We start from the raw sequence: 19,324 nt of genomic DNA, 5'->3' as shown, positions 1-19,324 counted from the left end.
CTCACCGCCTGAAATCCAGCCGCCCCTCCGGAAAGCACCCGTCGATCCTGTTAGCGTCGACCACGCGCCCGACCCATGGCCGTGTGATCGCCGGCGTGGTCAGGTTGATATATTTTCCGACCAGCCGATCCGCGCCCTCGCGCGCGGCCTCGATCAGACCGTGCCGGCGGCCATTGTCCCAGTCGAAGCGCAGATAGATCCGGCTGCCCGTGATGCGCACTTCCGCGCGCCCTTGTTTCCACTTCTCCGCGGTGTCGCCGGCGATGGTCGGATCGGCGCCGCCATTCCAACGGCTCGCCCAGCTGCCTTCGAGCGGATCGGATGGCGCCGCGATCGCTGTCCAGGCCGCCGCATTGCCGTCCGCGGCGTCGCCAGCCAGCCTGGCCGTCGCGGCATAATCCATCACCTCGGAATCATCGGGTGAGGGGACATCCATGGTTCCGACCGGATTGCGGATGACGAGGTGCGTGATGGCTTGCTGCATGGCGATCTCCCGGCGTGAGCTGGCTTGATTGGCCAGCTCTATCGCCGGTCGGCAGGATGCGGCCACCCGATTTCCGCGAGGGGACGCCGCGTGGTTGTCTCTCCTTGTGGGGAGAGTTCGTCCCTATTTCAAATGCTTCGCGAAAAAGTCCATGCTGCGCGGCCAGGCGATGTCGGCGCTGGCCTTGTCGTAGCTCGCGCGCTCGTCGCAATGGAAGCCGTGCTGGGCGCCCGGATAGACGAACACCTCCACGTCCGGCCGCTTCGACTTGATGGTCTCGACGTCGGTCAAGGGGATGCCCGCATCCTTCTCGCCGAAATGCAGTTGCGTCGGCACCTTCGGCGTCTCGTCGGCGAAGCGCACGACCGCGCCGCCGTAATAGCCGATCGCAGCCTTCAGTCCCGACAGCCGCGTCGCCGCGACAAAGGCGATGCTGCCGCCCAAGCAAAAGCCGATGATGCCCACCGGGCCCACGCTCTTCACCGCATCGATCGCGGCCTGGGTGTCGCGCAGCATCGCGGCCCAATCGGGGCTGGCGACGAACTTGCGCGCTTCGGCGACCTCATCGGGCGAATAGCCCGACTGGAAGCCCGGCGCGGTCCGGTCGAAGATCGAGGGCGCGATCGCGACATAGCCTTCCCCGGCGAGGCGGTCGCAGACCGAGCGGATGTGGTGATTGACGCCAAAGATCTCCTGGATCACCACCACCGCGCCCTTCGGCGTGCCACCGGGATCGGCGCGATAGGCGCCAAACTGGAAATTGTCGGAGGCCGTCAGCTTGATGTCTTGTCCCACGCGGGTTGTCCTTCTTGGTTGTCACGGAATTCACTCTCTTCCCTCATCCTGAGGAGCGCGCTCTTCGCGCGCGTCTCGAAGGATGCAAGACCGGGATGCAGCGGCGGGGGGCTTTTCATCCTTCGAGACGCTTGCTGCGCAAGCTCCTCAGGATGAGAGGCCGCACCTATTCCCACATCCAGTTCTCGCCGTAATCCTCCTTCCATCCTGCCAGCCGTCCATGACGGAATTGCAGGAACAGGCGGTGGCGATAGGGGATCAAGCCGCTGCCGCCGATGTTGCGAAGCGCGAGATAGATCTCGTTGCCGGGACGCCCGCGCACATATTGCAGCGGCTGCCCAAGGGCGCGCGCGGTCTGCTCGGCATCCATGCCGAAGGCGAGCGGCGTATTGTTCGACAAGGTCGTGACGAAGGGCTGGCGCGGCGGCACTGTGCCGAACGGTTCGGCCTGCGCTGCCGACAACAGCGCCGCCATTGCGCCCGCCGCGAAGATCGCTCGCATCATGGTCGACGTCCTCATTGCCTAGCCTAGGCCGTCAAGTTCTTCAGGAAAGGCACGACCGCGTCAACAAAAGCCTTGGGCTGATCGATGTTGACGGCGTGGCCGGCTGCGGGGATCACGACCTTTTGTGCGCCCGGGATTTTTGCGGCCATGTAATCGGACGCGGCCAGGAACGGCGTGTCGTCGGCGCCGACCACGATCAGGCAGGGCACCTTGATGTCGGGCAGCAGCTCGATCACGCGCGCATCCCGCTGGGTCAGCATGCCGCGTGCGGCGAGCGCCAACCCCCTGGCGTTGCGATGGCTGGCGGTGGCGCGCTCGCGCGTCGCCGACTTCAGCATGTCGAGACCTTCGCGATCGAGCTTGTCGGCGGTGCCAAGCGCCCGCGCATTCCAGGCCTCGCGGGCGTCGTCCTTCCTAAAGCCGGGCCCGGTATCGATGATCAGCAGCGCACGGGCGGCTTGCGGAAAGGTGCGATAGAACGCGAGCGACATGTAGCCGCCGAGCGAGAGGCCGCCGATGATGGCACGCTCAGCGCCGACCGCGTCGAGGATCGCCGCCATGTCGCCGACGGTCAGAGTTTCGCTGTAGGCGTTGGGATCATCGGGATAATCGGACTGGCCGTGGCCGCGCATGTCCCACAGGATCAGCGTGTGATCCTTCGCGAGCGCATCGACCTGTCCATGCCACATCGCCGACGTCGAGGAATAGCCGTGGGTGAGCAGCAATGGCGGACCGTTGCCGTGGACCTCGTAATAGATGTTGACGCCGTCCCGATTGATCTTTGGCATTGCTTCCGCCCCATTCTTTTTGTTCTAGCCGCGATCTCAGTGTTCACCTTCCCCTTCAGGGGAGGGTAAGGTTCGCGGTTGGCTGCATTCTACGTCGCCAAGTTACCTGGAAGAAACTGCCTGAACGCGATGGCACGCATGTCTGACGCACGCGCTATTGTGTCCAGTCGCTGCGTCGACGTCGTTGGCGCGGCGCACAACGAGCAAGTGTAGAAGCGGTTTTTTCGACTCGTTCCAAATTGCATTTGCCACGGCACCCGAACCCGATCATGCTCGCGGCCAAGGCTGACGCCAGCCCGGTGGGCGTCCGCCATTCAAGTTGCCGCCGTAAGCGGCTTCATGCACCGGCAGGGGAAGACGCCTATGCCAACTCTCACCATCAACGGGCGGAGTCTGTCCGTGGATGCGGCGAACGACACGCCGCTCCTCTGGGCAATCCGCGAGCAATTGCAGATGACCGGCACCAAGTTCGGCTGCGGTGCCGGGTTGTGCGGGGCCTGCACCGTGCACGTCAACGGCGAAGCCGTGCGCTCGTGCCAGACCATGCTCAGTGATGTCGCCGGCAAGAAGATCACTACCATCGAAGGCCTCTCCGCCAAGGGCGATCATCCCTTGCAGAAGGCGTGGGTTGCCGAGCAGGTGCCGCAATGCGGCTACTGCCAGTCCGGGCAGATCATGCAGGCGGCCTCGCTGCTGTCGAAGAATCCCAATCCGACCAAGGAAGAGGTCGTCGCGCATATGGACGGCAATCTCTGCCGCTGCATGACCTATTCGCGGATCCAGAAGGCGATCATGCGCGCCGCATCCGAGATGCGCACCGCATCCGCCACCTCCACCGAACGGAGGCCCACATGAATCGGCACGTCAAGAACGTCACCCCCGCGACGACCGATCTCAGCCGCCGCTCCTTCCTCGTCGGCACCGCCGCAAGCGGCCTCGTGCTCGGCTATGCCGGCGTGCCCGGCATCGATTCCGCCTCGGCCGCGGCTCCCGCGAATTTCGAGCCGAGCGTCTGGTACGCGATCGCGCCGGATGGTCTCGTCACCGTGACCTGCGGCAAGGCCGACATGGGCCAGCACATCGCCTCCACCATGGCCCAGATCGTCTGCGAGGAGTTGGGCGCGAAATGGAGCGACATGCGCGTGCAGCTCGCCTCCAACGATCCGAAGTTCAACGATCCCGTGCTCGGCGCGCAGATCACCGGCGGCAGCTGGTCGACCATGATGAACTTCGAGGCGATGAGCCGGGCGGGTGCGGCCGGCCGCATCGCGTTGACGGAGGCCGCCGCCGCCGCCATGGGACTGCCGCCCTACTTCAAGGACCAGCTCGTGGTCCGCGACTCCGTGATCTCGCATCCGAAGTCGAAGAAGCAGATGACCTTTGCCGAGATCGTCAAGAGCGGCAAGGCGACGAAAACCTTCACGCCGGACGAATTGAAGGCGATCAAGCTGAAGACGCCGGACCAATACACCATGATTGGCGTGTCGGTGCCGCAGCTCGACATCCCCTCCAAGACCAACGGCACGGCCAAGTACGGCATCGACGTGATGTTGCCGGGCATGGCCTACGGCAAGGTGGTGACCCCGCCGGTACGCTTCGGCGCCACCGTGAAGTCGGTCGACGACAGCGACGCCAAGAAGGTGCCCGGCTTCATGAAGGCCGTCATCCTCGACGACAAGACCGGAACCACCTCCGGCTGGGTCGTCGCGGTCGCCAGCACCTACGCCAACGCGCGCAAGGCGGCGGATGCGCTGAAGATCGCCTATGACGGCGGTCCGAACGCAAAACTGTCGAGCCAGTCGCTGCTGGACGAGGCCAAGCGGCTTCAGGGCCTGGAGGATTCCGGCCAGTTCTTCGTCAAGGACGGCGATCCGAACGCGGCCTTCGGTTCGGCGGCCAAGGTGGTGGAAGCCGAGTACACCACCAGCATCAACATCCACGCGCCGCTGGAGCCGATGAACGCCACCGCGGAGTTCAAGGGCGACATCCTGCACATCTATTCCGGCAACCAGTTCGCGACGCGCTCCGGCGCGATCGCTGCGGGTGCGGCCGGGATCGATCCGAAGTTCGTCGTCATGCATCAGCATTGGCTCGGCGGCGGCTTTGGCCGCCGGCTCGATGCCGACATGATGATTCCCGCGGTGCAGGCGGCGAAGGCGGTCGGCAAGCCGGTCAAGGTGATCTACTCGCGCGAGAACGACATGACGATGGATTTCTCGCGTCCGCTCACCTACCAAAAGGTCAAGGCCGGTGTGGACGGCGACGGCAAGCTCGTCGCGCTCAGCCACGACGTGGTCTCGGCCTGGCCGACCGCGCGCTGGGGAATCCCCGATTTCCTGACGCCCTCGGTCGACAAGAAGGGTCCGCTCGACAGCTTCACGGTGAACGGGGCCGACTTCTTCTACACCGTGCCCAACCATTATGTGCGCGCGATCAAGAACGAGCTCGCGCACAATGCCACGCCGTCCGGCCAGCTCCGCTCGGTGGCGCCGGGCTGGACCTTCTGGGCGGTCGAAAGCATGATCGACGAGATCGCGGCTGCCACGGGCAAGGATCCCGCACAGTTCCGCATCTCGCTGCTCGACGGCGCCGGCAAGAACGACGGCGGCGCGCAGCGGCTGCGCAACACACTGCTCGCCGCGATGGGACTGTCGGGCTACGGCACCAGGCCATTGCCGAAAGGCGAGGGCATGGGGGTTGCCTGCGTCTCGTCGCAGGAGCGCGCGACCGCAAGCTGGACGGCGTGCGTCGCCCATGTCGCGGTGGCGCCGTCGGGCGCGGTCACCGTGAAGAAGCTCACGGTCGCAACCGACGTCGGCACGCAGGTGCATCCCGACAACATCCGCGCTCAGGTCGAGGGCGCGGCGCTGTGGGGCATGTCGCTGGCGATGTACGAGAAGGCGACGCTGAAGGACGGTGGCATCGAGCAGACCAATTTCGATAGCTACACGCCCTTGCGCATGAGCCAGATGCCCGAGGTCGCGGTTACCGTGATCGCCAATGGCGAGAAGGCCACCGGCGTCGGCGAGCCCGCGGTCACCGTGGTCGCCCCCGCCATCGGCAACGCCATCTTCAACGCCTCAGGCGCCCGCGTGCGGGCACTGCCGATCACGGCGGAGGCCGTGAAGGCGAGCATGAAGGCGTAAGCCGAGCGCGATTGCAGAATGAGACGATCCGCCGGAGGGCAACCTCCGGCGGATTTGTTTTGGTGGCTGTCTCCCCAATCTCGATGTCATGCCCGCGAAGGCGGGGCATCCCGTACGTCGCGGCTTCTCGGTTCCGGCCGCACCGCCTCGGCGTACTGGGTCGCCCGGTCCCGGCTCCGCCGAGGCTCACACGAGTGCTCGGCGCGCCGAAGCTTCAGCGAAGGCGGCAAGCCGGGCGACGACAGCGGGGGGGAGCGCACTCAAAATTCCCCTTATCTTTCAATGCCCCTTCTACTGTGCATGGGGTTGTTTTCGCGATTTTTGCCGTTCCCCTTCCGGAACCGGAAATCCGTAAAATTGCACCCAATTCCAGAAGGTTCCATTGAGCACGCCTCTTAAGGGCCGGAGAACCTGATCCGGCTTAGGCTGACGCCAAATCCAATCCCGTGCTTTGGGGAAGTCATGAACGCCTCAGCCAAAACCGCCGCCAAACGCCGGCTTCTGCTCGCCTCCGATCGGAGCGACGAGAGCACCGAGCTCGCCAGCATCCTGAAGGCGGTCGGCGATGTCTCGACGGTGACGACGCAGGGCATTCCCGAGCAGCCCTCACGCGATCTCTCCGGCCTCGTGGTCGATATCAACCTGCGCTCGCCCGAGAGCGTGCAGCGGGTGCGCAACAAGCTGCGCGGCGACGCCTATCGTTCGATGCCGCGGCTGTTCGTGCTCGCCGATGCGCTGCATCACGGCACCATGCAGGCCTGGGCGCTGGGCGCCACCGACACCATCTCGCGGCCGCTCCAGGCGGACGCCATCCTTCAGCGCATCCGCGCTGCCTTCCCGGACACCGCCGCCTATGACGCGACCGACCGCGGCAAGACGCTCAACCGCGGCGTCGAGGCGGCGCACGCGGTGCTGGCGAAGATGTTCGAGAAGCTGCCGCTCGGCGTGCCCCTGACCTTCGACGACGTGATCGCCGCCGAGAGCAAGATCCTGAAGGCGATCAAGCACTCCTCGCTGCGCGAATGGCTCACCACGGTGGGCTGTCACCATGTCGGCAGCTACCGGCACTGCCTGTTCGTCACCGGCTTCGCCGTCTCCTTCGCGCAGCACCTAGGTATGCGCGAGGACGACCAGCGCCGGCTGACCCGCGCTGCGCTGCTGCACGATGTCGGCAAGGCCTTCGTTCCCTCCACGCTGCTCGACAAGCCCGGCAAGCTCTCCGACGAGGAGATGGCCGAGGTCCGCCAGCATCCGCGCCGCGGCTATGACGCGCTCGCAGCGCAAGGCGGCTTCCCGCCGGAGATGCTCGACGTCGTGCTGCATCACCACGAATTCCTCGACGGCTCAGGCTATCCGAACGGCCTCTCGTCGAACCAGATCAGCGACATCGTTCGTCTGACGACGATCGTCGACATCTACGCCGCGCTGGTCGAGAAACGCGCTTACCGCATGCCCTTCACGCATTCCCGTGCGTTCGGGATGATGGAAGGCATGGGCGGCAAGCTCGATCAGCAGCTTCTGCAGGCGTTCAGGCCTGTGGCGCTGGGGTCGTTCTAACGCGACGTTCTCCGCTGCCGTAGGGTGGGCAAAGCGAAGCGTGCCCACCACTCTAGGAACGTGGGCACGACGCTGACGCGCCTTTGCCCACCCTACGGCAGTGTGCCGTTTGGCGACATCTCACCCCACCATCTTCCGCAGTTCCGCCTTCGCCACCTTCTCCAGCGTCGAGCGCGGCATGTCGTCGACGAGCCTGATCTCGCGCGGCACCTTGAAGTCGGCAAGGCCCTTGCGGCAGGCTTCCATGACGCGCTGGTGCAGATCTGGCGCAGCACCGGCGACGCCGCCTTGCGGGATGATGAAGACGACCGGCACCTCGTCCAGCATGGGATGCGGCTTCGCCACCACGGCGGCCTCGCGCACGCCCGGTACCAGCGCGATCACCTGCTCGATCTCGGAGGCCGCGACGTTCTCGCCGCCGACCTTCAGCATATCCTTGGCGCGGTCGCCGAACTTGATGGTGCCGTTCGCAAGTCGCTCGACGCGGTCGCCGGTGAGGAAGAAGCCGTGCGCGTCAAAGCTCTCGCGCGTCGCTTTCTCGTTGTGCAGATATTCGGCGAACAGCGACAGGCCGGGGATGCCCTTGATCGCGAGATTGCCGGTGTCGCCGACCTCGGTCGGCCGTCCCTCATCGTCGGTGATGCGGATTTCATATTCCGGCGCCGCGCGGCCGATCGACATCGGTATGTTGGGCTGGTCGACCTCGCCGACGATGCCGTGGGTGATGGTCTCGGTCATGCCCCACCAGCCGATCATCTTGATCCCGAAGGCGGCAAAGGCCGGCGGCTCGTTGATCGCGGTGCCCCACAGGCGGAATTTGTGATCTCTCGGGATCTCCTGCTCGAGCAGCGCCTTCATGCAGAACGGAATCGTCGAGGTCCAGGTCGCGCCGTGCTCGCGCGCGACACCCCAGAATCGGCTCGCGGAGAAGCGCGGCTGGATCACGCAGGTGGCGCCGACCCACAGCGTCGCCAGCATGGAGTAGGCGAGGGCATTGGTGTGAAACAGCGGCAGATAGGTCTGGTGCACGTCGCTGGCGTGCAGGTCCTCGTGCGCGGCGTTGATCTTGGCGCCCCACAGTGCGTTGGCATGGGTCCATAGCACGGCCTTGGGGCGCGAGGTCGTGCCCGAAGTGTACTGCACGCTGCACGGCGCCAGCGGATCGGCCACGCGCCTGGGGCGGTCGGCACTGTCGGCGAACAGGGATTCAAAACTGTCGCCGCGCGAGACGCCGTGCGCGGGCGCTGCGCCGGCATCATGCGAGGTCACCGCCATCCAGCTTATGTTGCGGCAGTTCTGCGCGACGATCTCCGCATAGGCTGGCTGCGTGATCGCGGCGACCGCGCCGCAATGATCGGCAAAATACGCGATCTCGGCCGGCGCCGAGCGGGTGTTGGTGGTGACCGCAATGGCTCCTAACTCGACACAGGCAAACCAGGCCACCAGCGCCTCGATGCAATTGTCCAGATGAATGAGCACATATTCGCCCGGCTTGACGCCGCGCCGTGCCAGCCCTGCCGCGAGCGCGCCGACCCGCTCGTGAAATTCGCCATAGCTCCAGCGCTGCGCCGGCGCATCGAACGGCGCCCAGATCAGGAACGGATGGTCACGCCGGACCTCGGCGCGCATCCTCAAGAGCCAGGGCACGTCGAGCCCGTCGAATGGGCCGACGATCCCGGCTGCGGTCTGTTGAAGTGGCATGGATCCTCCCCGTGCAGCCTGCATCTTGATGGCGGCTGTCTTCTGATGATTGCGTCTTCCTGCCATCGGACGGCGCCGGGCGCAAATCGGGGGGGCGTGTGAGGCTGCCCTCTCTCCTCGTCATTGCGAGGAGCCCTTGCGACGAAGCAATCCAGACTGCGTCTGCGGAGACAGTCTGGGTTGCTTCGCTTCGCTCGCAATGACGATGGGGCAGGCGGCGATGGCCCTACCGGCCTCAATCCCCGTACGACGAGATCTCGATCAGGCTGCCGTCCGGATCCCGGCAATAGACCGAGCGCAGCGTGCCGCGCGCACCCTGCTTGGGAACCGGGCCTTCCTCGATCGCGATGCCGTGTGCCTGCAAATGCGCCACCACCTCGTCGGGCGCGGCGGAGGTGAGGAAGCAGAGGTCCTCGCTGCCGGCGGTCGCCTGGTCGGCGGTAAACCACTCCACCTTGTCGGCGTCGCGCGGCCGGACGTTGATCTTCTGGTTACCAAAGTGAAGCGAAGTCCGCGGCGCTTTGCCGCCGCCGGGATCGAACACCTTGACTTCCATGCCGAGAATTCTGCGGTACCACTCCGCGCTGGCCGCGACATCGGCGACGTTGATCACGAGATGATCGAGGGCTTCGACTTTAACAGGCATGTCTTATCCTTTCGTCGTGATGCGCCCCGTGCACTTTCCGCGCTCCGCAAGCTTTGTTACAACCCCACCGACGCCGGGTTCAAGCAATCTGGCTTCAAGAACAACACGTTGGGAGAACCCTTGAGATGATCACTCGCCGTACCGCGCTGGGCCTGCTCGCCGCCAGTCCGCTTGCAGCCACCCCGCTGTCGAAGGCCTTTGCCGCCGATTATCCGGCCCGCCCGGTGAAATGGGTGGTCGGCTATCCGCCGGGCGGGGCCACCGACATCCTGGCGCGGCTGATCGGCCAGCGCCTGTCGGAAAAGCTCGGCCAGCAATTCGTGATCGAGAACAAGCCGGGTGCCGGCAACAACATCGCCACCGAATCGGTCATCAATGCCGAGCCCGACGGCTACACGCTGCAGCTGGTCAATCCGGCCAACTACATCAACGCCTCGCTCTACACCAATCTGAAGTTCAACTTCGTGCGCGACATGGCGCCGGTCGCCTCGTTCCAACGCGTACCGAACGTGATGACCGTCAACAAGGACGTGCCGGCCAAGAACGTCGCCGAGTTCATCGAATACGTGAAGGCCAATCCGGGCAAGGTCAACATGGCCTCGTCCGGCAACGGCACCTCGGTGCATCTGTCCGGCGAGATGTTCATGGCCATGACCGGCTGCAAGATGCAGCACGTGCCTTATCGCGGCGCCGCGCCCGCGATCACCGACATGCTCGCCGGCCAGGTGCAGGTGATCTTCGACAACATGCCTTCGATCATCCAGCACATCCGCTCCGGCTCGCTTCGCGCCATCGGCGTCACCACCACGGAACGCTCGGCGCAGCTGCCTGACGTGCAGCCGATCGCCGACACCGTCAAGGGCTATGAGGCCAGCGCACTGTTCGGCATGGGCGCGCCGAAGAACACGCCGAAGGAGATCATCGCCAAGCTCAACGCCGAGGTCAACGCGGTGATCAAGGAGCCCGACATGGCCAAGCGTCTGGTCGAGCTCGGCGGCGAGCCGCGGGTGCAGACTCCCGAGGCGTTTGGCGAGGAGATCAAGGCCGAGACCGAGAAGTGGAAGAAGGTCGTCGAGTTCGCCGGCCTGAAGGTCGAGTAGCGGCCTTGTGATCGTGAGGATAGGAGCCCTGCCGTTTGGCAGGGCTTTTTTCTTGCGTGCCTTGTTTCGTTGATCTGGAATAAAACCGCGTTGCGAAACCTGATAATAGATGGCGCCGTATCTCGGGCCAGCTAGAGAGGAGTTGGATCATGCGCAAGAAGCAATTGATGCTGCTGACGTTCAGCGCGGCGGTCCTCGCGGGTTTCGCCACCGTCACGCCCGCGGCTGCGCGCGACTATCCATGGTGCGCCCAGGGCGGTGACTATGATTATCCCGGCGAATGCGCCTACGCTACCTACGAACAATGCCAGGCCAGCGTGTCCGGCCGGCTCTTGTACTGCGATCGCAATCCGCGCTTCGCCTACGGCCAGGTGCTGCCGGCGCAACCGCGGCCGCCGCGGCGCGTGCGGCCCGTCGCTCCGTACTGAAGGCGGAGCGGTTTACCGCTTCGCGTCCGCCTGCTCCGTGCCGGTACACGAGATCAGCATCGTGTAGGCGCGGGCGTTGGCGGCGATGTCGGCTGTCTTCAGTTCGCCCTTGGGCTCTGCGGTCTGGTAGGGCACCACGGAGTTGTCGAGGAAGTCGCGCAACGCGCCGGTCTTGATGGCAAAGTTGATATTCTCCGTCAGTTGCCCGGTCTCCTTGATCATCCTGAGCGCGTTGAGCTTGGCAACGACGATGCCGGCGACCTGGCCGGACAAGTCGAACAAGGGGCCCCCACTGTTGCCCGCTTGAACAGCCGCGCTGATCTGCAAACGTCCGGTGTGATTGCGGAAGCCGCTGAGTGAGCTGACGATTCCCGTCGTCACGGTCAGGTCGGAGGAGAGATAGCCGTGCAGCGGGAAGCCGATGGCCACCACTGAATCGCCGGAGTGCATCGAGCGGTCCCGGATCTTCGCAAAATCCTTGAACACTGCTGTCGCCGGCGCCTGCAGCAGCGCGAGATCGTTTGTCGCGTCGCTGGAGACAACTCGCAGAACCATTGCGGCCTCACCGGCGAGATTGCCCTTGATATCTCCGGTGCAGCTATCGATCACGTGACTGTTGGTGACGACATGCCCGTTGGGACTGACTACAAAACCAGTGCCGGTGAAGGTTCCGGTTCGTCCCGGCTTGGCGGGAGGCGCACCTTGCTTGTCGCCGGCCACTGGGGGCTTCGCCGCAACCTTGGTGAAGTCGCCGGCCTTGTCGAGCCCGTCGGCTTTCACCTTGCTCACGCAATTGGCCAATGCCGCGATCACCGGGCCGGTCGATGTCAGGTCGAAATTCAGCACGGTGCGGCCGCTGGTTGCGACCATCAGGCTTGCCTTCTGAAACGTACGCACCACGTTGGCGGGCATGACCGCCGTGAGCATGTTCGGCTGATTGGCCGTGGCGAACAGTCTCGCCTGCTCCTGTCCGTCGAAGATGACGTCGATCGCGGCGTTCTCACCTTGCTTGAAGCGGTAGCTCGGGCTCGCAAAGGCCAGCGACCAGGTGCCGACAGCGTTGTAGCCGACAACCAGGATAACGCCGTTGAGGTAAGGCGTCGTCGCGGCGCAATGGGAGAAGGCACCGGTCTGGTCGTTGCTGAAGGCGCCGCCGATCCAGTTGCCGACATTGACGCTGCCGAACGGTCCCGCCGCATTCGCGGCTCCGGCGATACCTATTTGCAATAGAGATGCGAGAATAAATGATTTAAGCCACATACCAGCCCCCGGACGCTTTTGGACCGCATCTTATCTACGGGAGCCGGGCGTGCGCAACCGGCAGTTGTCTGTGCCGGCGGAATCCTCTCGCGGCGACTTTCAGGCTTGCGTTTGCTTTGCAATGCCATATACTTTGCATTACAAAGTAACGGGACGAGCAATCCCGGAAACACGGGCGGAGCGAGGTTCTGGCGTTGCGCGATCTCGACAAGGCACTGGCCGACATCGTGGCGATCCGCAGCCAGATTGCGGCCGGCACGGCATTCCGCGGCTATGGCCCCGCGACGATGGCCGCGACCGGCGCTGTCGCGCTGCTCACCGCGATCCTGCAATTCTGGCTGCTGGGCGATCCCAACAGCGAGCCGCTCGGCTTCTTCTTCGGATGGTTCGTTGCCGCCGCGCTGTCCGGCCTGATCATCGGGATCGAGATGCGCGCGCGTTCGCGCCGCCATCATTCGGGTCTGGCCGACGCCATGATCCACCAGGCGGTCGAGCAGTTTCTGCCGGCGGGCGTTGCCGGTGTGCTGCTCGCGGTGGTGATGTGGAAGTTCGCGGGCGAGACGCTGTGGCTGCTCCCGGGCCTGTGGCAGATCCTGGTGTCGCTCGGCATCTTCGCTTCCGTTCGCTCGCTGCCGCGCACCGTCGCGCTCGCCGGCGCGTGGTATTTCGTGTCCGGCTTCGCCGTGGTGGTGCTCGCGAGCCAGACGCACACGCTGTCGCCATGGACCATGGGCCTGCCCTTCGTGATCGGGCAGTCGGTGATGGCGGGCATTCTCTATGTCGCATCTGGAGACCATGATGTTGAAGGCTGATAGCGCGCCTTTCTCCTATGAAGGGCTCGACCGCGTGATCCACGAGAAGGCGAGGCTTGGGCTTCTGACCTCGTTGATGGCGCATCCCAAGGGGTTGGCATTCGCCGACCTCAAGCAGCTGTGCGGCCTCACCGACGGCAATCTCAGCCGGCATCTCGGCGTGCTGCAGGAGGCCGGCCTCGTCGAGGTGACCAAGGGCTACGAGGGCAACCGCCCGCACACCACCTGCCGCCTCACCAAGGCCGGGCGCCGCCGTTTCCTCGACTATCTCGCCGTGCTCGAACGCCTGGTGCGCGACGCTGCGAAAGCCGCCGGCCGCGAGGCGCCGCCGCTCGGCCGCCTCGGTATCGTCTCGACCTGATCCTCCCCCTTTTTGACCGGAGACTTTGCAATGCAAAGTGACCTTGCGTCCCGCAACGAAAAGCTTCATGTCGGCATCATCATGGACGGCAACGGACGATGGGCGACGCGGCGGGGCCTGTCGCGCGTGCGCGGCCACGAGGCCGGCGTCGAAACCATCCGCCGCATCGTCGAGGCCGCGCCAAAACAGGGCATCGGCACGCTGACGCTCTACGCCTTCTCGACCGACAATTGGCGGAGACCGAAGCCCGAGGTCGCGGCGCTGATGACCCTGCTGCGCTTCTATCTCGCCAACGAGGTGCAGAGCCTAGTCAAGAACGGCGTGCGCCTCACCGTGATCGGCCGCCGCGACCGCTTGCCTGACGGTATCGCCAATGCGATCACACGAGCCGAAGACGCGACAGTTGAAGGCTCAACGCTGCACCTGCGTATCGCCGTCGACTATTCCGCGCGTGATGCCATCCTCAATGCTGCGGCGAAGGCGGCCGCGCTGACGAGCCTCACCCGCGAAGCCTTCTCGCAGCTCGTCACCGGCGAAGCCGGCCTGCGCGACGTCGATCTCATCATCCGCACCTCGGGCGAGAAGCGACTGTCAGACTTCCTGCTCTGGGAAGGCGCTTATGCCGAGCTGCACTTCACCGAGCGGATGTGGCCTGAATTCGACGCCAGTGATCTCGCCGCCGCCCTGGCCTCCTTCCACGGCCGCGAGCGCCGCTTCGGCGGCCTTCAGGCGATCGTGCCCGAGGAGGTGCCTTCGCTCTCCCGTGTGTGACGCGCGGCACATGAAAACGAGCTGTTCGTTTTCATCCGCATGATTGGCAGCTCCGTCCAAGCGGACGGTGAGCGGCCTCGGCTAGGTCTGCAAGTCCCAGCAACCTGCCGAAAGCATCACGCATGTCACAGCTGTTTCCGGGAGCCGTCGTCGAGCCGGTCGAACTGGCCGACGCAAACGGCATGGTCTGCATCAGGACCGCGAGCGCATCCGACGTGGAGAATCTGTCGGTCTATTTCACCGGCCTTTCCACGACATCGCGCAACAAGCGCTTCAGTGGTGCGCGTTCCGACCTCGGCGTGGTCGCGGCCGAATGCATCGCCAAGAGCGGCGATCTCGACAACTTCACCTTGCTCGCCGAGTTCAGGGAGGAGGGACGGGGCAGGATCATCGGCGAAGCGCTATACGCGTACGATGCGACGGCCCGGCACGGCGAATTTGCGATCTCGGTTGCCGATGCCTTCCAGCGCATGGGGCTCGGCCTTCAGATGATGACGGCGATGGAAACGCGCGCGATTGATCTCGGGCATGAGATGATCGCCGCCGAGACCGCGCGGGCGAATGCTGAGATGCGCGGCCTCGCCAGGAAAGCGGGATTCAACGACACCGGGCTCGGAGACTGGCAGTCGGTTCATCTCGCCAAGCGCCTGTCGCGCTAGCGGGGGTCTTGCCGGAAATTTGAGCAAGCAGGCGATGCCGATCGTGCTCTACTGTCTCCCGTGATCGGAGCTTTCAGCGATGCGCGCAGTCTTGGACTATTGCCGCGGCGGAACGGAACGGCAGGTGGCGGCCGGCACGTTGATCGTCACGGAGGGTGGCACCAGCGGCCATCTCTACGTGCTGATGAAGGGCAGGCTCGAGGTGCTTAAGGGCGAGATGGTGGTCGCCACCGTCGCCGAGCCAGGCGCGGTGCTGGGTGAAATGTCCGTGCTGCTCGAGCAGCCGCATACCGCGACGGTGCGGGCCTGCACCGACGCGGTCATCTACGAATTCGAGGATGCAGCATCGGTTCTCAGGCAGGAGCCGGGGGTCGCGCTGTTGATCGCGCGGATGCTGGCACAGCGGCTCAACGTCGCCAACACCTATCTCGCCGATCTCAAGCGGCAATATGCCGGTCACGGCACGCATCTGGCCATGGTTGGCGAAGTGCTCCAGAGCATGATCAACTTGCCGCCGCTTGAGGTCTCGCCAGGGTCGGATCGGCAATCCGATCCAAGAATGTGAGCCAGTCGGGCGGCGCCTCGATAGGGGCAGCGGGCCGCTTCAGCGGCGCGCTGAGGTCGATCCATTGGGCTTCGCCAGCCGCGAGCCAGAACGCCTGGTCTGCGTCGAGGTCCAGCACGATGCATGTCGGTGGCCGGCCCGGCTGCAGTCCGGCGTTGAACACCCAGGTCTCGCCCAGCCGGTCGAACCACGAGCCGTCCTTGATGAAAGGCGACTGATGCACATGACCCGAGATCACCATCGAAGGCTGGTACTGCGTGATCCATTGCGCCAGCTCGACATCGCCGAAGAAGCGCTTGCCGCCCCAGCTGATCGGTGAATCGGCCGGTGGCGCGTGATGTGCCCAGATCCAGCGCCGCGGCCGGAGGGCCGCAGCGTCTCCGAGCTGCGTGGCGATGAGCTGCTTAATTTGTGGTCCGTCCCACCACGGGCAAACCGTCAACAGCGTGTCGCCGATGGTGAAGCTGTCGCCGTCACAGGCAATGCCCAGCTCCCGTACGTCCGAGATCCAGCGCGAGATCTTCTCGCCTTCTGCACTGCGCTCGTCGAGGTCGTGATTGCCCGAGCAGAGGATCACGCGCGTCTTCGCGGCAAGCAGCGCGAGGTACCTCTTCACGACCACGATCTGCGCGCGAAAATCCACCGTTGAGCCGATGTCGAGCGCATCGCCGGCGAAGATCACGAGGTCGAATTGCGGCGCCGCACTGACCAGCCAGTCGAACTGGGGGAGCGAATAGTGCAGGTCGGCGACGACCAGGCAGCGCATCGAAATCCGTTCGGAGCAGGTTGAAATGTCTGGAAATTGCAAAAATCACGAAGCAAGAAGCAGGCCAGCTCGGCCGGTCCTTCCGGCCAGGCAACAGGCGAAGGCATGCGCCGGCCGGCGCGTCGCCGAGACCCGGCGCCGCAGGGCTGGACCGGATCGCCGAATTCTGATGTCGTGGCGTGCCCTCAATTGCCCGTGTCAGATGCCCCCCTTCAAAACCATTCGCGCCCGCGCCGAGAAACGCAAGGGCGGACTCAAGGCCCTGGAAAAGCTGATGCCGGCGAAGCCCGACCTGAAGCGTCTGGCGAAGCTCGGCGACGATCGCATCCTGGCGGAGATGACGAAGCGTGTGTTCTGCGCCGGCTTTGCCTGGAGCGTGATCGAGACGAAATGGGACGGATTTGAAGACGCTTTCCTGCGTTTCCAGCCGGCCAAGCTCAGCTTCCAGCCCGAGGATTATTGGGAAGGCCTGCTGCGCGATGCGCGCATCGTGCGCAATGGTGCCAAGATCATGTCGGTGCGCGACAACGCTGCCTTCGTGCAGGAGATCGCGAAGGAGCACGGCAGCTTCGGCAAGTTTCTGGCGAAGTGGCCGTCGTCCGACGAGATCGGCCTGCTCGATCTCATGACCAAGCGCGGCAGCCGGCTCGGCGGCAATACCGGGCAGATGCTGCTGCGCTTCGTCGGGTGGGACGGTTTTGTGACCTCCGCAGACGTGGTGGCTTGCCTGCGCGATGCCGGTCTCGACATTGCCGAAGAGGTCAAGTCGAAGCGGGATCTCGCCAAGGTGCAGGCGCAGTTCAATGCCTGGGCCGAGGAGACCGGCCTGCCCTACACATATCTGTCACGCATCTGCGCGCTCTCGGTCGGTGAAAGCCGCAGCGCGTAGCAGGTCCCCCGATAAATCGTGTGCATCCTGTGGCGATCTCGTGCCGCGAGCGCGGCAGATGCAGCGCCCGATCACGAAATACATTTCTCGGGAACATTTGAGCGCAGCACCTGTTCGGAGTCGAGCCAGGCGGACAAAGGCGCAGGGAACGCGTGCTCCCGCCCTGGCCAACGAAACCGGACACAGAAACGGAGCAGCTCATGAAGCTCACATCCGAACAGGTGAAGCAGACCGTCAACCAACTCGGCGCTCAGGTGCTGCCCGACGAACACCCGGCCATGCCGCAACTCAACAGCATGTTCGGCGAGCATACCTTCTTCGTCGACGAAATGGGCCTCAAGGTCCTCGAGCCCACACCATCGCTCGGTGCCGACCGCCAGAGCGGCGAAGTCGTCAGCCTCGCCGATTGGGGCGATTCCGACCTGACGCGCCTGATGGCGCACGAGCCCGAGCCGACCGGCGTGATCGTGGTGTTCGAGCACGTGAGGCATTGATTGCCCCGAGCGGGTCGAATTCCATCGGTGACGGGGCCTGAAAATCCCGTCACCATCGGCCGCGTGCCGCCTTGTGAGGCGGCTCCAGGAGCCGCAGCATCATGCTTCGATCGGAATCTCGATCGCGATCTGAGTCCCTGGCCCCGCCCTGCTCTCAAGTCGCAGGCGCCCGTTCAGCGACGAGGCCACCAAATTGAATGCGATGTGCAGCCCGAGGCCGGCATGTCCGCTCTCACGACCGGTCGTGACGAACGGATCGAAGATCTGCGCCTGTAATTCCTCGGGTATCCCAACTCCGTCGTCGGCGCAGACCAGCCGGACCCGTTTCGCGTCCGGCTGGCTGACGGTGATTGCGAATCTGCCGCCTCTTTTGTCCGGGTACGCATGCCCTGCGGTATTGAGGGCGAGATTGCTGATCACCTGGGCGAGCGCTCCGGGGTAGCTGTTGAGCTTGATGCCCGCCGGGCATTGGACGTCGACCGCCAGAGCATGGTGCGATAGCAGCGGCCCAAGCTTGGACATCAGCTCAGCCAGCCAATCCTTAAGCTCGAACGTGCGCCGGTCTTCATCGGCCTGGTGGACTGCGACCTGCCTGAAGCTGTGCACCATCTCGGATGCGCGATGCAGATTGTCGAAGGTCAGGTCGAGCCCTTGCTTGAGCCTGTCAATTCCCTTGGTCAGATCGGATCGCCGGACCGACGCTCCGCCCAATGCGTCGGCCATTGTCTGCAGATCGGTCTGCATGGTGGTCGAGGTCGTCAGGGCGAGGCCGAGCGGGGTGCTGACCTCGTGCGCCACACCGGCCACCAATCGACCGAGCGAGGCGAGTTTTTCTGCCTGCACCAGATGTTCCTGGGTCGCGCGCAGATCGCGCAGCGATTTCTCCGAGCGTTCCTTTTCCCGCTGCAGCGCCTCCGACGTTCGGAATTGCTTTCGCGCCCGGTATTCGCGCGCGGCCACGGCGTAGAGCGACAATGCGTAGGCGTTGCCGACGAGGGAATGATTGATGAAGCGCAGGCCGATCGGCATCGTCGGTGCGAACGTCTCGGCGACCAGCAGCGCCAGCCACGACAACAGGCAGAAAATCGCCAGCGAGCCGATCCGCAATGGCAGCATGGTCGAGACGAACAGAATGATCATCATCATGCCGGGGGCGGCAAAGGTGAAGCCCGACGGCAGGACGAGATAGATGCTCGGCAGGATGCAGCCGGGAATGACGCAGTAGACGAGGAAAATCGTCTCCGCCCATGGCTTCATCAAGCGCCGTGACAGTAACGCGGTCAGCGGGAGCAGCACGAACAGGGCGGTGCCGCCACGGATGGCCAGCGTGGTTGGAACGACTTCGGGATAGAGCACCCAATCCCAGAGGGTGTAGCCGGCATAGGTGGCGGCGCCGAGCAGCATCGCGATCTGCGTCCACCCGAGACTGCCTCGGACGTATTGGTCGACAAACCGGCGCTCCTCGATGCGGTCTTCGAAGCGCAAACCGAGGCGTATCAATAGAGCAAGCATTCCAGCATCAATCGCGAAAAATCGTGTTTTGGTGTCTCTACGACAGGTTTTGAGCCGCGTCGCGGATAAAGATGTCGCGTTCGCC

General features: G+C 64.5%; 21 protein-coding genes. 12 read left to right on the top strand and 9 right to left on the bottom strand.

Annotated elements, in window-relative coordinates; translation table 11 throughout:
- Nucleotide 1: 1 nt before the first annotated feature.
- From GGD62_RS11020 to GGD62_RS11005, 4 genes are all read right to left on the bottom strand, one after another.
- Nucleotides 2-484, bottom strand: a complete 483-nt coding sequence (locus GGD62_RS11020) for a hypothetical protein (RefSeq protein WP_183708462.1) — start codon at nt 482-484, stop codon at nt 2-4.
- Between the two features lie 123 nt (nt 485-607).
- Nucleotides 608-1,279: a dienelactone hydrolase family protein gene (locus GGD62_RS11015; RefSeq protein WP_183259534.1), complete on the bottom strand. Its 672-nt coding sequence runs from the start codon at nt 1,277-1,279 to the stop codon at nt 608-610.
- A gap of 166 nt (nt 1,280-1,445) precedes the next feature.
- Entirely contained in the window at nt 1,446-1,784 is a 339-nt protein-coding gene (locus GGD62_RS11010) for a hypothetical protein (RefSeq protein WP_179732796.1), read from the bottom strand.
- 23 nt (nt 1,785-1,807) lie between these two features.
- The gene (locus GGD62_RS11005) at nt 1,808-2,572 is read right to left on the bottom strand and encodes an alpha/beta fold hydrolase (RefSeq protein WP_183708460.1); all 765 of its coding nucleotides are present in this window, start codon (nt 2,570-2,572) and stop codon (nt 1,808-1,810) included.
- A 363-nt stretch (nt 2,573-2,935) separates the two neighbouring features.
- Between GGD62_RS11005 and GGD62_RS11000 the strand changes: the two genes are divergently transcribed.
- The 3 genes from GGD62_RS11000 to GGD62_RS10990 all read left to right on the top strand — a co-directional run bounded on the left by GGD62_RS11000 (nt 2,936) and on the right by GGD62_RS10990 (nt 7,275).
- Nucleotides 2,936-3,427, top strand: coding sequence for a (2Fe-2S)-binding protein (locus tag GGD62_RS11000; RefSeq protein WP_018319474.1), 492 nt, complete (start codon nt 2,936-2,938; stop codon nt 3,425-3,427).
- Entirely contained in the window at nt 3,424-5,718 is a 2,295-nt protein-coding gene (locus GGD62_RS10995; protein ID WP_183708458.1) for a molybdopterin cofactor-binding domain-containing protein, read from the top strand. The genes GGD62_RS11000 and GGD62_RS10995 overlap by 4 nt, the downstream gene beginning before the upstream one ends.
- A gap of 462 nt (nt 5,719-6,180) precedes the next feature.
- Nucleotides 6,181-7,275: an HD-GYP domain-containing protein gene (locus tag GGD62_RS10990; RefSeq protein ID WP_183708456.1), complete on the top strand. Its 1,095-nt coding sequence runs from the start codon at nt 6,181-6,183 to the stop codon at nt 7,273-7,275.
- Between the two features lie 120 nt (nt 7,276-7,395).
- Here the strand turns inward: GGD62_RS10990 and GGD62_RS10985 are convergent, their stop codons facing one another.
- Together GGD62_RS10985 and GGD62_RS10980 are read right to left on the bottom strand one after the other, a co-directional pair.
- Nucleotides 7,396-8,976 carry an AMP-binding protein gene (locus tag GGD62_RS10985; protein WP_183708454.1) on the bottom strand — a complete coding sequence of 527 codons (1,581 nt, stop codon included), beginning with the start codon at nt 8,974-8,976 and terminating at the stop codon, nt 7,396-7,398.
- A gap of 235 nt (nt 8,977-9,211) precedes the next feature.
- Nucleotides 9,212-9,622, bottom strand: a complete 411-nt coding sequence (locus GGD62_RS10980) for a VOC family protein (RefSeq protein WP_018319478.1) — start codon at nt 9,620-9,622, stop codon at nt 9,212-9,214.
- 125 nt (nt 9,623-9,747) lie between these two features.
- Here GGD62_RS10980 and GGD62_RS10975 point away from each other — a divergent pair, with 125 nt between their 5' ends.
- On the top strand, nt 9,748-10,722 hold the full coding sequence (locus GGD62_RS10975; RefSeq protein ID WP_018319479.1) for a tripartite tricarboxylate transporter substrate binding protein: 975 nt from the start codon (nt 9,748-9,750) through the stop codon (nt 10,720-10,722).
- 149 nt (nt 10,723-10,871) lie between these two features.
- A complete protein-coding gene (locus GGD62_RS10970; RefSeq protein ID WP_018319480.1) occupies nt 10,872-11,150 on the top strand; it encodes a DUF3551 domain-containing protein in 279 nt (92 codons plus the stop codon).
- Between the two features lie 12 nt (nt 11,151-11,162).
- Here GGD62_RS10970 and GGD62_RS10965 read toward each other — a convergent pair whose 3' ends face one another.
- Nucleotides 11,163-12,410 carry a S1C family serine protease gene (locus tag GGD62_RS10965; RefSeq protein WP_183708452.1) on the bottom strand — a complete coding sequence of 416 codons (1,248 nt, stop codon included), beginning with the start codon at nt 12,408-12,410 and terminating at the stop codon, nt 11,163-11,165.
- Nucleotides 12,411-12,604: 194 nt separating this feature from the next.
- Between GGD62_RS10965 and GGD62_RS10960 the strand changes: the two genes are divergently transcribed.
- The 5 genes from GGD62_RS10960 (at nt 12,605) to GGD62_RS10940 (ending at nt 15,578) form a co-directional block, all read left to right on the top strand.
- Nucleotides 12,605-13,222 carry a hypothetical protein gene (locus GGD62_RS10960; RefSeq protein WP_092251534.1) on the top strand — a complete coding sequence of 206 codons (618 nt, stop codon included), beginning with the start codon at nt 12,605-12,607 and terminating at the stop codon, nt 13,220-13,222.
- Nucleotides 13,209-13,583, top strand: a complete 375-nt coding sequence (locus GGD62_RS10955) for a transcriptional regulator (protein ID WP_026202187.1) — start codon at nt 13,209-13,211, stop codon at nt 13,581-13,583. Before GGD62_RS10960 ends, GGD62_RS10955 begins: the two co-directional genes overlap by 14 nt.
- Nucleotides 13,584-13,613: 30 nt before the next feature.
- On the top strand, nt 13,614-14,354 hold the full coding sequence (locus GGD62_RS10950) for a di-trans,poly-cis-decaprenylcistransferase (RefSeq protein WP_018319484.1): 741 nt from the start codon (nt 13,614-13,616) through the stop codon (nt 14,352-14,354).
- 122 nt (nt 14,355-14,476) lie between these two features.
- Complete coding sequence (locus GGD62_RS10945; RefSeq protein WP_183708441.1) at nt 14,477-15,013, top strand: GNAT family N-acetyltransferase; 537 nt, start codon at nt 14,477-14,479, stop codon at nt 15,011-15,013.
- Between the two features lie 79 nt (nt 15,014-15,092).
- Nucleotides 15,093-15,578, top strand: a complete 486-nt coding sequence (locus GGD62_RS10940; protein ID WP_018319486.1) for a Crp/Fnr family transcriptional regulator — start codon at nt 15,093-15,095, stop codon at nt 15,576-15,578.
- On the opposite strand, the gene GGD62_RS10935 is transcribed toward GGD62_RS10940, so the two are convergent.
- On the bottom strand, nt 15,517-16,344 hold the full coding sequence (locus GGD62_RS10935) for a metallophosphoesterase (RefSeq protein WP_183708440.1): 828 nt from the start codon (nt 16,342-16,344) through the stop codon (nt 15,517-15,519). The genes GGD62_RS10940 and GGD62_RS10935 overlap by 62 nt on opposite strands.
- Before the next feature lie 202 nt (nt 16,345-16,546).
- Here GGD62_RS10935 and GGD62_RS10930 point away from each other — a divergent pair, with 202 nt between their 5' ends.
- Entirely contained in the window at nt 16,547-17,233 is a 687-nt protein-coding gene (locus tag GGD62_RS10930; protein WP_183708439.1) for a DNA-3-methyladenine glycosylase I, read from the top strand.
- A 200-nt stretch (nt 17,234-17,433) separates the two neighbouring features.
- Nucleotides 17,434-17,727 (top strand): hypothetical protein, encoded by a 294-nt coding sequence (locus GGD62_RS10925; RefSeq protein WP_018319488.1) that lies wholly within the window; start codon nt 17,434-17,436, stop codon nt 17,725-17,727.
- Nucleotides 17,728-17,826: 99 nt separating this feature from the next.
- Here GGD62_RS10925 and GGD62_RS10920 read toward each other — a convergent pair whose 3' ends face one another.
- Nucleotides 17,827-19,239, bottom strand: coding sequence for a sensor histidine kinase (locus tag GGD62_RS10920; RefSeq protein ID WP_183708780.1), 1,413 nt, complete (start codon nt 19,237-19,239; stop codon nt 17,827-17,829).
- Between the last annotated feature and the right edge of the window lie 85 nt (nt 19,240-19,324).

Source organism: Bradyrhizobium sp. ERR14, assembly GCF_014198235.1.
Classification (GTDB): domain Bacteria; phylum Pseudomonadota; class Alphaproteobacteria; order Rhizobiales; family Xanthobacteraceae; genus Bradyrhizobium.
Note: the sequence above shows the minus strand (reverse complement) of the source record. Positions and strands in the feature narration are given on the sequence as shown.

Excerpts from the sequence above, each read along its gene's own strand:
- GGD62_RS11005 (WP_183708460.1), bottom strand. The coding sequence starts at position 2,572 with ATGCCAAAGATCAATCGGGACGGCGTCAACATCTATTACGAGGTCCAC.
- GGD62_RS10950 (WP_018319484.1), top strand. The coding sequence starts at position 13,614 with ATGCAAAGTGACCTTGCGTCCCGCAACGAAAAGCTTCATGTCGGCATC.
- GGD62_RS10945 (WP_183708441.1), top strand. The coding sequence starts at position 14,477 with ATGTCACAGCTGTTTCCGGGAGCCGTCGTCGAGCCGGTCGAACTGGCC.
- GGD62_RS10980 (WP_018319478.1), bottom strand. The coding sequence starts at position 9,622 with ATGCCTGTTAAAGTCGAAGCCCTCGATCATCTCGTGATCAACGTCGCC.
- GGD62_RS10955 (WP_026202187.1), top strand. The coding sequence starts at position 13,209 with ATGTTGAAGGCTGATAGCGCGCCTTTCTCCTATGAAGGGCTCGACCGC.
- GGD62_RS10935 (WP_183708440.1), bottom strand. The coding sequence starts at position 16,344 with ATGCGCTGCCTGGTCGTCGCCGACCTGCACTATTCGCTCCCCCAGTTC.
- GGD62_RS10920 (WP_183708780.1), bottom strand. The coding sequence starts at position 19,239 with ATGCTTGCTCTATTGATACGCCTCGGTTTGCGCTTCGAAGACCGCATC.
- GGD62_RS10970 (WP_018319480.1), top strand. The coding sequence starts at position 10,872 with ATGCGCAAGAAGCAATTGATGCTGCTGACGTTCAGCGCGGCGGTCCTC.
- GGD62_RS10995 (WP_183708458.1), top strand. The coding sequence starts at position 3,424 with ATGAATCGGCACGTCAAGAACGTCACCCCCGCGACGACCGATCTCAGC.
- GGD62_RS11020 (WP_183708462.1), bottom strand. The coding sequence starts at position 484 with ATGCAGCAAGCCATCACGCACCTCGTCATCCGCAATCCGGTCGGAACC.
- GGD62_RS10990 (WP_183708456.1), top strand. The coding sequence starts at position 6,181 with ATGAACGCCTCAGCCAAAACCGCCGCCAAACGCCGGCTTCTGCTCGCC.
- GGD62_RS10965 (WP_183708452.1), bottom strand. The coding sequence starts at position 12,410 with ATGTGGCTTAAATCATTTATTCTCGCATCTCTATTGCAAATAGGTATC.
- GGD62_RS10975 (WP_018319479.1), top strand. The coding sequence starts at position 9,748 with ATGATCACTCGCCGTACCGCGCTGGGCCTGCTCGCCGCCAGTCCGCTT.
- GGD62_RS10940 (WP_018319486.1), top strand. The coding sequence starts at position 15,093 with ATGCGCGCAGTCTTGGACTATTGCCGCGGCGGAACGGAACGGCAGGTG.
- GGD62_RS10985 (WP_183708454.1), bottom strand. The coding sequence starts at position 8,976 with ATGCCACTTCAACAGACCGCAGCCGGGATCGTCGGCCCATTCGACGGG.
- GGD62_RS10930 (WP_183708439.1), top strand. The coding sequence starts at position 16,547 with ATGCCCCCCTTCAAAACCATTCGCGCCCGCGCCGAGAAACGCAAGGGC.
- GGD62_RS10925 (WP_018319488.1), top strand. The coding sequence starts at position 17,434 with ATGAAGCTCACATCCGAACAGGTGAAGCAGACCGTCAACCAACTCGGC.
- GGD62_RS11000 (WP_018319474.1), top strand. The coding sequence starts at position 2,936 with ATGCCAACTCTCACCATCAACGGGCGGAGTCTGTCCGTGGATGCGGCG.
- GGD62_RS11010 (WP_179732796.1), bottom strand. The coding sequence starts at position 1,784 with ATGATGCGAGCGATCTTCGCGGCGGGCGCAATGGCGGCGCTGTTGTCG.